13 protein-coding genes are annotated in these 10,134 nt (G+C 65.3%); 4 read left to right on the top strand and 9 right to left on the bottom strand.

Annotation, left to right across the window (positions count from 1 at the left end; genetic code table 11):
- Positions 1–111: 111 nt before the first annotated feature.
- The 4 genes from ACMZ6R_RS18995 to ACMZ6R_RS18980 all read right to left on the bottom strand — a co-directional run bounded on the left by ACMZ6R_RS18995 (position 112) and on the right by ACMZ6R_RS18980 (position 2,408).
- On the bottom strand, positions 112–435 hold the full coding sequence (locus ACMZ6R_RS18995) for a hypothetical protein (protein ID WP_416114444.1): 324 nt from the start codon (positions 433–435) through the stop codon (positions 112–114).
- Positions 436–512: 77 nt separating this feature from the next.
- A complete protein-coding gene (locus tag ACMZ6R_RS18990; RefSeq protein WP_416114442.1) occupies positions 513–1,100 on the bottom strand; it encodes a hypothetical protein in 588 nt (195 codons plus the stop codon).
- A gap of 16 nt (positions 1,101–1,116) precedes the next feature.
- Positions 1,117–1,326, bottom strand: a complete 210-nt coding sequence (locus ACMZ6R_RS18985; protein ID WP_416114439.1) for a hypothetical protein — start codon at positions 1,324–1,326, stop codon at positions 1,117–1,119.
- Positions 1,327–1,382: 56 nt separating this feature from the next.
- Complete coding sequence (locus ACMZ6R_RS18980; protein ID WP_416114437.1) at positions 1,383–2,408, bottom strand: HDOD domain-containing protein; 1,026 nt, start codon at positions 2,406–2,408, stop codon at positions 1,383–1,385.
- 150 nt (positions 2,409–2,558) lie between these two features.
- Here ACMZ6R_RS18980 and ACMZ6R_RS18975 point away from each other — a divergent pair, with 150 nt between their 5' ends.
- On the top strand, positions 2,559–3,329 hold the full coding sequence (locus ACMZ6R_RS18975; protein ID WP_416114435.1) for a CBS domain-containing protein: 771 nt from the start codon (positions 2,559–2,561) through the stop codon (positions 3,327–3,329).
- A gap of 6 nt (positions 3,330–3,335) precedes the next feature.
- Here ACMZ6R_RS18975 and ACMZ6R_RS18970 read toward each other — a convergent pair whose 3' ends face one another.
- Entirely contained in the window at positions 3,336–3,899 is a 564-nt protein-coding gene (locus ACMZ6R_RS18970) for a cysteine hydrolase family protein (protein WP_416114433.1), read from the bottom strand.
- 200 nt (positions 3,900–4,099) lie between these two features.
- Between ACMZ6R_RS18970 and ACMZ6R_RS18965 the strand changes: the two genes are divergently transcribed.
- A complete protein-coding gene (locus ACMZ6R_RS18965) occupies positions 4,100–4,552 on the top strand; it encodes an RrF2 family transcriptional regulator (protein ID WP_416114431.1) in 453 nt (150 codons plus the stop codon).
- A 27-nt stretch (positions 4,553–4,579) separates the two neighbouring features.
- Here ACMZ6R_RS18965 and ACMZ6R_RS18960 read toward each other — a convergent pair whose 3' ends face one another.
- From ACMZ6R_RS18960 to ACMZ6R_RS18945, 4 genes are all read right to left on the bottom strand, one after another.
- Positions 4,580–5,827 (bottom strand): EAL and HDOD domain-containing protein, encoded by a 1,248-nt coding sequence (locus ACMZ6R_RS18960; protein WP_416114429.1) that lies wholly within the window; start codon positions 5,825–5,827, stop codon positions 4,580–4,582.
- A 151-nt stretch (positions 5,828–5,978) separates the two neighbouring features.
- Positions 5,979–7,124: an amidohydrolase family protein gene (locus ACMZ6R_RS18955; protein WP_416114427.1), complete on the bottom strand. Its 1,146-nt coding sequence runs from the start codon at positions 7,122–7,124 to the stop codon at positions 5,979–5,981.
- A 212-nt stretch (positions 7,125–7,336) separates the two neighbouring features.
- Positions 7,337–7,846: a hypothetical protein gene (locus ACMZ6R_RS18950; protein ID WP_416114425.1), complete on the bottom strand. Its 510-nt coding sequence runs from the start codon at positions 7,844–7,846 to the stop codon at positions 7,337–7,339.
- Positions 7,847–7,930: 84 nt separating this feature from the next.
- Complete coding sequence (locus ACMZ6R_RS18945; protein WP_416114423.1) at positions 7,931–9,025, bottom strand: radical SAM protein; 1,095 nt, start codon at positions 9,023–9,025, stop codon at positions 7,931–7,933.
- Between the two features lie 134 nt (positions 9,026–9,159).
- On the opposite strand from ACMZ6R_RS18945, the gene ACMZ6R_RS18940 reads away from it, so the two are divergent.
- Positions 9,160–9,585 (top strand): HIT family protein, encoded by a 426-nt coding sequence (locus tag ACMZ6R_RS18940; protein ID WP_416114421.1) that lies wholly within the window; start codon positions 9,160–9,162, stop codon positions 9,583–9,585.
- Between the two features lie 105 nt (positions 9,586–9,690).
- Positions 9,691–9,993 (top strand): integration host factor subunit alpha, encoded by a 303-nt coding sequence (locus ACMZ6R_RS18935; protein ID WP_005997200.1) that lies wholly within the window; start codon positions 9,691–9,693, stop codon positions 9,991–9,993.
- The last annotated feature ends 141 nt before the right edge of the window (positions 9,994–10,134 follow it).

Here is a 10,134-nt window from a genome sequence, read left to right as displayed (position 1 = left end):
CATTAACGTTATTTCATCTGTAACCGGTAAAAGTTTTTGGGAGGGGAGAGCGCGAGAGGGGGACCCTTTTTTCAAAAAGGGTCCCCCTCTCGCACATCTTCCTTCTCCAAATCAATGTCCGAAATAGTGCATCACGTCGTTGTGGGTGGCCTTGGAGATGAGCTTCATGCGCAGGTAGACGTCGGGGTGCACCTGGAACACGCCGGCGAGAAAAAGAAACCGGGGATCGTCGAGCTTGTCGTTGCCCTTGGCGGCGAACTGCAGGGCGTTTTGCACCGTGTGCTCGAAATCGTAGCCGCCCTGGCGCAGGGTGTCGGCGTACAGATTGCAGACCCGCTCCTGGTACTCGTCGGGCGATATTTTCTCCGGCAGCTTGCGCTTGGCCGCATCCACCCGTTGCAGGTAGTTGAATACGTTTTGCTTATTAAACGGCATGGAGCGGCCACTTTCCGCCGCCCAGGCGCCGACGGCGACGAGGAGGACGGGAAGGAGGAACCAGAACACCCGGCGGATCATTGCGCGGCCTTGTTGCCGTCCGGCCCGGCGCAGGGCGCAAACAGCGGCTGATAGAAGTAGCTGAGCGACCCCGTGTCCTTTTCCTTGGAAAAGGACATGCGGATAAAGACATTACCAAGCGGCCAGGCCAGATCGTCGGGACGCCCGTCCATTTCCAGGGGCTTGGTGTACTTGGCGGTCAGAAAGTTGCGGATGCTCTCGTGCGCCTTGCGGCCCTTGTATTCCACCATCACGGCCGCGAACTTGCTTTGGCAAAAGCCGTAGACAACGTCGCTCAAAAAGGCGTCGCCAATGCGGTAGACCACACCGGCAACCGTGGCGTAGGCGGCCTGCCCATCCTTTTCCACCACGGTCAGATCGGGCACGGCGGCCATGGGCGTGCCCCACTTGACGCCGTGAAAGGCGTTGGGTTCCTGGATGACCTTGCCCGGGACGTCGACGGATTCGTTGCCGGCGGCCTGCTCGGTGGTCCGATGGGATTTTTTCGCGGCGTGGGTCTTGGCCGCGTGACTTTGCCTGGCGAAACCGGGCGCGGCCACCAGCAGTGCGCACAGGACGGCCGCGATGCAAAAACGGATTTTCATATTTTTTGGGGAAGAATCAGGCCGAAGCGTTCATGATCATGCCGCGTAGCGTCACGGCCATGATCTCACTTTGGATGTTGCGGCTGCTTGAGAGGAAATGCGCCATCTCCGCGCGACGCGCATCCCCCTTGACCGACATATAATCCAGAATCATGTCGTTGATACGGGTTCCGGTCAGCGGAGTGGGGGTCACGGTGTTGGACGGCCGCATGGCTGATTGCTCCATTTGGCCTGAGGATATATCCGCCGCCGGCCAATGGCAAGCGCCGCCGGCGCAGGCGATCACGACGCCACCAGGGCGATCATGGCGGCCAGACCGTTGGTCAGGATTTCCTGAAATTCGACGGGATCGGCCTGCTCCAGGTTGAAAGGAGCCAGGACCCGCCCGTCGAGACGCGGCAAGCCGGCGCAGGGCGTTGCCCGCACGCCCAGGGCGTTGGCCATGAAATCGGCCGCGTGCACCGCGGCGGCCATGAGGCTGTCAGGGTACTGGGAGGGCTGGTGGTGGCCGGCCACGGCCACGGCCAGATGTTCCGGCAACCGCCATTTGCCGGCGATGCGCCCGCCCAGGGCGGCATGGTCGAAGCCCAGCTCGAGGCGCTCGGCCGCGTCCAGGGACAGGCGGGACGGACCCGTCCGGGCCAGGCTGACGGCGGCCAGATCGGGCTCGGCCACGGCCAAAAGCAGCCGGCCCACGTCGTGGAGCAGTCCGGCCACGAAAAACCGCTCCCCGCCCCGCTCGCCCACGCGTTCGGCCAAGGCCCGGGACAGCAGGCCCACGGCCACGGCATGTTTCCAGAAATCGTCCAGCACGAGCAGGTCGGACCTGGGCGGACACGCGGCAAGCCGGCTGAGGACCGAGCCGGCGGCCATGGTCTCGAGCTCGTCCAGCCCGATGAGGCTCACGGCCCGGGAAATGGTCTCCACCCTGGCCGCCGGGGCGTACAGCGGGCTGTTGGCCAGGCGCAGGACATAGGCGGCCAGGCCCGGGTCCATGGAAATGATGGCCCCCACGCCGGCCGCGGTGGCCAGGGGGTCGTCGACGGCCCGGCGCAGGGCCAGATAGGCTTGGGGCAGCGGCGGCGGGTTGAGGGCGGCCAGACGGCCTGTGGGGGAGCCCGGCGCCTCCAGCAGGCGCGCCCTGGCCCCGTCCGGATCGGAAACCGCGACGCAGGCCGCCGACTGCGTGCGCAGCGGTTCCCCGTAGGCCAGAAAACGCGCCGCAAAGGCAGCCTGGGCCGATGATCGGGAATCACCGAGCCCCGGTCGGCCGGGGCCGGGATGCGAGGCGGCATTGGCGGACATCATGACACGGGCTCCCTGGTACGCAATACATATGTCAATTACCTGATTTCATCCAGGCGGGCAAGGCATGGCTCCGCCCGGCCGTCCGCTTTTCTTGACTTTCAACCGACGCGGGATATTGTGCATAAACACTTCCTTCTATTCGGGTATCCCATGTTCAAGCAGAGGGTCGGCGAATTGGCCAAAAGGCCCCATATCGTCGCTGCGGAAGCTTCCGTAGCGCAGGCCGCCGACCTTATGGGCCGCGAGGGCATCAGTTGCCTGGCCGCTGTCAGCGGCGCCAAGGTCGTGGGATTCCTGACCGAAAACAATCTCGTACGCCACTTCGACGTGGACCTGGACCTCGACGCATCCATCCGCGATTTTTTGACCAAGCCGGAAGGGGCCGTGTCCAAGGACATGCGCGTCTCCGAGGCGGTCAAGCTCCTGCTCGAGCGCGTGGTGCGCCATCTGCCGGTGATGGACTTCAACGGTTCGCTGCTGGGGCTGGTCACGGAAAAGGAACTCGTGGACGCCCTGGCCGTGGACTTCATGGTGGAGGACGCGGTGTGCAGCGACCTCATGCGCCGCGATCCCGTCACCCTCCCCGCCGACCGGAGCGTGCGCGAGGCCCTGGCGCTCATGCGCGAAAAAAACGCCGACTGCCTCCTGGCCCTCCATGCGGACAAACCCGCCGGCATCTTAAGCGAACGCGACGTGCTGTCCCGGATCATGGGCTTTCCCGAACGCCTGACCGCCCCTGTTTCCCACCATATGACCGCGCCGGTGATCAGCGTGCCGACCACCGCCGTGGTCTACAAGGTGATCCTTTTCATGCGCCAGAAAGGCGTACGTCGCTTGGCCGTCATCCACGAGAACGGAACCCTGGCCGGCATGCTGTCCCAGCGCGACATCCTGGTCTACGCCCGCCGTATCGGCCTGTAGGCTCCCTCAGACCAGATCCGCGGCAACGACCAGCGTGGCGTACACCGCGCCAAGGGCCGCCAGAAAGGCCGCCTGGACGTCGGGCGCGGCCACGTTCCTGCCCCCGAAGGACAGTCCCCGCGTGGCGCAGGCGTCGGCCACCACCGTCACCGGATAGCCCAGATCGAACGCGGCCCGCACCGTCGCGTCCACACACATGTGGGTCATCATGCCGCAAACGACCAGCCGCTTGGCCCCGGCCGCGTCCAGGAGCCCGGCAAGCGGCGTATCCCGGAAGCTGTTGGGATAGGCCTTGGTTACCACCGGTTCGCCCGGGAGGGGGGCGACCGTCGCATGGATTGCGGCGCCCCAGGAGCCGGGGAGAAAAAACGTGGCCCCGGGCCGCGCCGCTTCGTGGCGCACGTGGAGGACGGGAGCCCCCAGCCCTCGAAACCGGGCCAGAACGCCAGCGGCCCGGCCGGCCGCGTCCTCGTCCCCATGAAGCTCCATGGCCCCACCCGGAAAATAGTCGTTTTGGATGTCCACAAGCACGAAAGCCGTTGCGGCGTCGATGATGGCGTCCCTGGTCATGGCGGCTCCTTGCCCCTCTCGGGCCCGGCCCGGCGTGGCCTGTGCCTTGACGCCGGACCATCGTTTTTGGCAATAATCAGCATTGAATCGATCGTCTTTGTCGTCCTATCCCCTTTTCGCACCCCGGCGGCAAGGGGTGCACGAAAGGATCACCACGCCGGGGGCCGGCACGGCAGCGTACGCCGGCGAGGAGACAGGCCATGCCCGTCACTCAGAAATGCCAATATGCCCTGCGCGCCCTGTTCGAGCTGGCCCGGCGCAAGGGCGACGGCCCCATTCCCGCCGGCGGCATCGCCGAACGGCAAGCCATCCCCAAAAGGTTCCTGGAAGTCATCCTGCACCAGTTGCGCCAGGGCGGGTTCGTGGACGCCCAGCGGGGCAAGGAAGGCGGTTTCTACCTGGCCCGTCCGGCCGAAACCGTGACCGTGGGCGAGGTCATCCGGTTCATGGACGGCCCCATCAGCCCGGTGGACTGCCACCGGGAGCGGCCGGGACACGACTGTCCCCTGCGCGGCGGCTGCGTGTTTCGCGAAATGTGGGAAGAGGCCAGGGCCGCCCTGGAAAAGGTCTACGACGCGCGGACCCTGCGCGATCTGCTGGAGGAGGACCGCCGTCGTGAGGACATGGCGGCCGTCCCGGCCTATGTGATATGAGGCGGCAACGCCGCCTCGAGGGCGGCCTTATCCCCGAAACATCGCTGCCGCCCAGGCCAGCGCCTCGTAATACGCGCCGGCGACGACATTGCCGGAGAGGTTGAGGGCGACAAAAAGCTCCCGCGTGGCCGGGGTGGGTTCCCGGCCGTCGTAGCTTTTGCACAGGGTCAGGCACGGTTGGCAGGTGCTTGTCCGCCCAAGCAGGGCATCACGAAGGGCGGCGTCGATGGGAAGCCCGGAAAGCGCCTTGTCCATGGGCACGCCGAGCATGGCGTCGAGCAGGGAGAGCAGTCCCAGCAGGCACATGCCCCCCCCTTTGTGGCACACGCCGCCGCGCGCCTGGTCGGCCAGGGCCAGAAAGCGTCCCCGTACGGCCGAAACGAAGGCCAGCTCAAGATCCCGGGGCGTGGCGGCCAGGGAAGCGAGCAGATTGACGGTCACCCAGCTCCACAGGGCCTTGCTGCCAAGGAGGTCGAGGGCGAACCGCAGGGACTCGACGGCCTCGCCCCGGTAGGAACTCGCGGCGTTGACGTGGCGCAGGAGCTTGTAGGTCAGGGCCACGTCCGCGGCGATGATCTCGCGCACCCTGCCCATGTCGACTTCCGGTTGGGCCAGCTCGGCCAAAAGCCCCAGCCGCGCAGTCTGGCCGGCGTCCAGGACCCTGGTCGTGACCACCTGGGGCCGGCTGTAATAAAAGCCCTGGGCCAAGGGGATGCCCCGGGCGCGGCAAAATTCCAGATCGGCCTCGGTCTCCACCTTCTCGGCCAGAATCTCCTTGCCCCGGGCCTGGCAGGTGGCCACGACCGCCTCGAGCCTGTCCGGATCGTTGCGCAGGGCCAGCATGTCGATCTTGACGAAGGTCACGACAGGCAGGATCGCGTCAAAGGCCGGATCGCCCACATAGTCGTCCAAAGCCAGCATGTACCCCGCCTCGCCGATGCCCCGCAGGGTTTCCGCAAACGCCGCGTTGCAGGAGACGGTCTCCAGCACCTCGAGCACGAACCGGGCCGGATCGAGGAAACTGTAGTAGCCTTTTTCCAATATTTCCTTGGAAAAATTGATGAAAATCTTTTTGTCCGGCCCAATGTCCTGGGAGATCGCCTGGATGCCGTTGGCCAGCACGGCCAGGGTGGCTTCCGCGTCCGAGGGCACGATGGCGAGATTGGGGCCACCGACGGTGCGATACAGCAGTTCGTAGCCGTACACGCCCCCATCGACCAGATAGATGGGGTGACGGGCCACGGCATAATTGGATTCAGCCAAGGTGCGGCTCATGATGCTCGCCTCGAATACGCGAATGTCGGCAGCGCGTTTCCTTGTGGAACCGCGCTGGCCGTTTGCCGAAGCATAGGCCCTTCTTAGGCGTTTGACACCAGCCTGGCAAGGATAACAGCACAGTGAAATATTTGTACTTCAAACGAACCAGCTAGCGGAAATGCTCGGTCAGGTCGCCCGGGACCACGGCCACCCCGCCCATGGCTCCCGGGGCCAGAAGTCCCAAATCGCGCTCCCGGCCGAGCAGCCGGGCCGGCGTGGCGCTAAGGGCCGCAAGCACCGCCCGGCCGGGAAAATCCGGATAGGCGGCGAAAAGCGCCCGGACCTCGTTCCACAGGTCCAGGTCGTCGTTGGAGGCCAGGCTGTCCGTGCCCAGGCACAGCGGCACGCCGGCGGCGAGAAGGCCCGGCGCGTCGGCCGTGCCCACGCCGATGACGGTGTTGCTGCGCGGACACAGGCACACGGCCGTGCCGCTAGCGGCCAAAAGCTTTTTGTCCGCCGCGTCCAGCCACACGGCGTGCACGGCCAGGGTGGTCGGCCCCAAAAGCGCCTGGGCCCGGGCCTCGGCCACCGGGGAACGCCCGGGCGCGCGCCAGCCCCGTGGCAGTACCCGGCCGCGCAACAGTTCCGCCAGCTCGCCCTCGCCCGTGGCCAGAAGCGCCGTTTCACCGGCCTGCTCGGCCAGATGCAGGCAAAACGGCGCGCCAAGGCGCCGGCAGGCCTCCCTGGCCCGACCCAGGTTTTCGGGGCTGGTGGAATAGAGGGCATGGCCGCTCGGGGCGGCGGCAAGCCCCGGGACGCCAGCCATGATTGCGCTGAGCCCAGGGGGAATATCCGCCGGCGGCAGGCGACGGAAGCCGAAATACTCGTGGCAGACAAGCCCCGACATTCCGGCCCGGGCCAGGGCCTCGGCCACGGCCGGACCGGCCCGGGAGCCCACGTCGATGACCGCCCCGGTGCCCGCTCCGGCCATTTCCGACACGGCCGCCTCCAGGACCTCCGGGGACGGCGGCGACAAATTCTGGCGCGCCAGCCAGGCGGCCCAGGCGGGAAAGCCCTGCCCGCGCGGGGACAGGCCGCGCAGCCGGGAAAGCTCCAGGTGGACGTGGGCGTTGACGAGTCCGGGAACAAGGGTGGCCGGGCCGAGGTCGATGACGGGTCCGGAAAATCCGGCCAGGACCCGGCGGCGGGAGCCGACGTCGAGGATGCGCCGGCCGGCCAGCACCACGGCCCCATCGTCCAGGCGCTCCGGCGGCCCGTCCGGCGGCTGCCGGGTGACGATGCGCCGGGCCGTCACCGCGTACGTGCATGTCCCGAGGGGAAGAGGAAAGGATGCAAGGGACAGGCGAGAGGGGAAACCCTTTGAAAAGGGTTCTCCCCTCTCGCGCTCTCCCTTTCCTAAACTTTTCGCCGTGATGGCTGTTGCCTCGCTGGCATGCGTTCCAAGGAAGCTTGAGGAGAAAGCCTTTCAGAGAGAATGGTTCTCCCGGCGCAGGTTAGGAATAGGTCCTAACGCTGGAAAATCACCAGGGATGTCTTGATGAAGGCGCGGAGGTCCTGGATGCGTTTGTTGAACTCGACAATGTTCTTGCCGACGAAGCCCTTCTTGTCCGCGACCAGACCGGGATCGACATTGTAGGGCGTTTCCGTAATCTTTTGCAACGTATCCATGATGTTGTCGATACGATCAAAAAGATAGCTCTTCTCGTCTTTCGTGAAGCAATAGGTCGTCTTGTTGTAAATATAATAAATATCACAAAGATTGAGCACCAGACCGAGGGTTTTCTCGACACGGGCGTTCATATCCATGATGAAGACAAATTCCTGGGAATACGGCCTCTTCTGGGTGAGCTTTTCTTGCTGCTCGTGTTCCTTGAGATGGATGGCCTGTACAACGGCCTCGTTGAAGTAGTTCATAAAATAGTTGATGCTTTGCCGTATGTTGGGCGTCTCCGCCCGGACAGCCGTGGCGTGAGCAAGCATGGCAAAGCAGGCCAGGGCCAAAAGGCATCGTTTCATGATCTTCCACCAGACGTTTGACGGTTCGTCCTCGCCGGGGCGCACCCCTGCGTGATGAAATGTCGCACGAGAGGCTGACCGAAGTCAAACCTCGCGGGCCGCCAAAAAAAAATCCGCCCGATCCTCGAAGCGGACGTTTCCCCGGTCAAGGCCCAGGGCGGCGTAGGCCGGACGCATCTCACCGGCATGGCCGAAAAATTCACCGGCAAAACGCCTGGGCGCGGCCAGACCGGCCGCGAAACCACCCATGGCCCGGACCTCGTCCGCGACAAGGCGCCACAGCGCCCGGGCCCGGACCCGCGCGCCAAGGGCCGGGTGCACGGGGCCGGCCAGCACGGCGGCTTGCAAGGCGGGCTCGGGACACAACCCGATGCGGGCCACCCGCGCCCCCGCCCGCCACAGTACCGGCAACACGTCGGCCAGGGCCCAAAGCGTCGTGTCCAGATCCCAGGGCACGTAGCGCCCTTCCCGGTACAGCCCGGCCAGGGGCGTGCCGTCGACCACCAGACACGGGTGCAGGCGCACGATTTCCGGGGCGAGCGCGGCGGTCTCGGCCGCGTCCCGGGCCAGATCTTGCGGCGTATGCCCCGGCAGCCCGGGCAAAAGTTGCAGCCCGAGCCCCAGGCCGGCCCGGATCACGTCGGCGGCGCCCCGGCGCACGGCAGCAGCGTCATGGCCCCGGCCGGCGGCCCGCAGCACGGCGTCGTCGAAGGTTTGCGCCCCCAATTCCACCATGTCCAGCCCCGCCCCGGCCAGGCGCGCCAAAAGCCCGGGAGAGCAGGCGTCGGGGCGCGTGGAACAACGCACGCGCGTGACCAGCCCGGCGTCCCGAAACCGCCCCGCCGCCTCCAGAAAGCGTTGCGGCCAGGGTTCGGGCAGGGCCGTGAACACCCCGCCGTAGAACGCCAGCTCGTACGGGCCGCGCCCCTGCCGCCCGGCCGCCTCGAGTCCGGTCGTCATGGCCGCAAGCACCCGGGACAGCGGCTGCGCGGCGTGGCCGGACTGGAGATGCTGGGCGCAAAACAGGCAGCGGCCCGGGCATCCGTGAAATGTCACAAAAACCGGCCAGACCCGGGAACGCGGCGTTTCCGGCTCGGGATGGCGAAAAAAACGCCCCCTGCCACAGCCCGGAACAGTCGCCGGGACGACGCTTTCCTGACAACTTGGGGATACAAACAATATTTTTCTCCTAAGCCTCTTGAAAAAAAGCTTTTCCTTGACTATTAGGGAGTCAATGCACTTGTCCGGCCGCCGGTCCGCCGGACCAAACCCCGCGTCGCCCCGTGACGATGCGCCTGGAGAAGTGGGAAAACATGTCGGAAGCGGACTGTATTTTTTGCAAAATCGTCAAGGGCGACATTCCCTGCGCCAGGATTTACGAAACCGAGCATGTGCTGGCCTTTCTCGACGTCGCGCCGGTGGCTCCGGGGCATGTCCTGGTCATCCCCAAGGCCCACTACGCCACCCTGTTCGATCTGCCCGAGGAAGTCGGCTGCCGCCTTTTCGCGGCGCTGGCCCCGGTGGGCCGGGCGATCATGGCCGCGACCAAGGCCACGGGCATAAACGTGCAGATGAACAATTACGAGTCCGCCGGTCAGGTGGTCTTCCACGCCCACCTGCACCTGATTCCCCGACGCGCCGGGGACGGCCTGGCCCTGTGGCCCGGACAGCCCTATCCCGACGGCGCGACCATGGAAGCCCTGGCCCGGGCGGCACGGCAAGCCCTTGGCACGTCCTAGCACGGGCGCCAGCCAAGTCGATACTCGCGCCATGGACGACACCGCGACAGCCTCAAGCGGGCCGCACCCAGAGGTCCTCAACCGCCAATGCGCCGGAGAAACGCCATGAACGGAAAAACGCTCACCAAGGCCGACATCGTCGATTACATCTACGAAAAGACCGAACGCAACCGGGCCGAGGTCAAGGTGCTGGTCGACCACCTGCTCGAACTGATGAAGCAGTCCATCAAAAAGGACCATTCGCTGCTGGTCAGCGGCTTCGGCAAGTTCGAGTCCTACGACAAGAAAGCCCGCAAGGGCCGCAACCCCCAGACCAACGAATCCATCATGCTGCCGCCGCGCAAGGTGGTGGTGTTTCGGCTCTCGCGCAAGTTCCGGGCCGAACTCAATCCCGACGAAGTGCTGTAGGGCGCGTTGTAGCATTCACTTTGAAAAGGCGATGCGAGAGGGGAAACCCTTTTCAAAGGGTTTCCCCTCTCGCGCTCTCCCCTTCCAAAACTTTATAATAATATAAATAGGTTACGAATAGCATCCTGTTACCTTTGAAAG

This window comes from Solidesulfovibrio sp. C21, from assembly GCF_047785625.1.
In the GTDB taxonomy this organism is placed as follows: Bacteria; Desulfobacterota; Desulfovibrionia; order Desulfovibrionales; family Desulfovibrionaceae; genus Solidesulfovibrio.
This window is presented reverse-complemented; position numbering and strand designations above follow the sequence as displayed.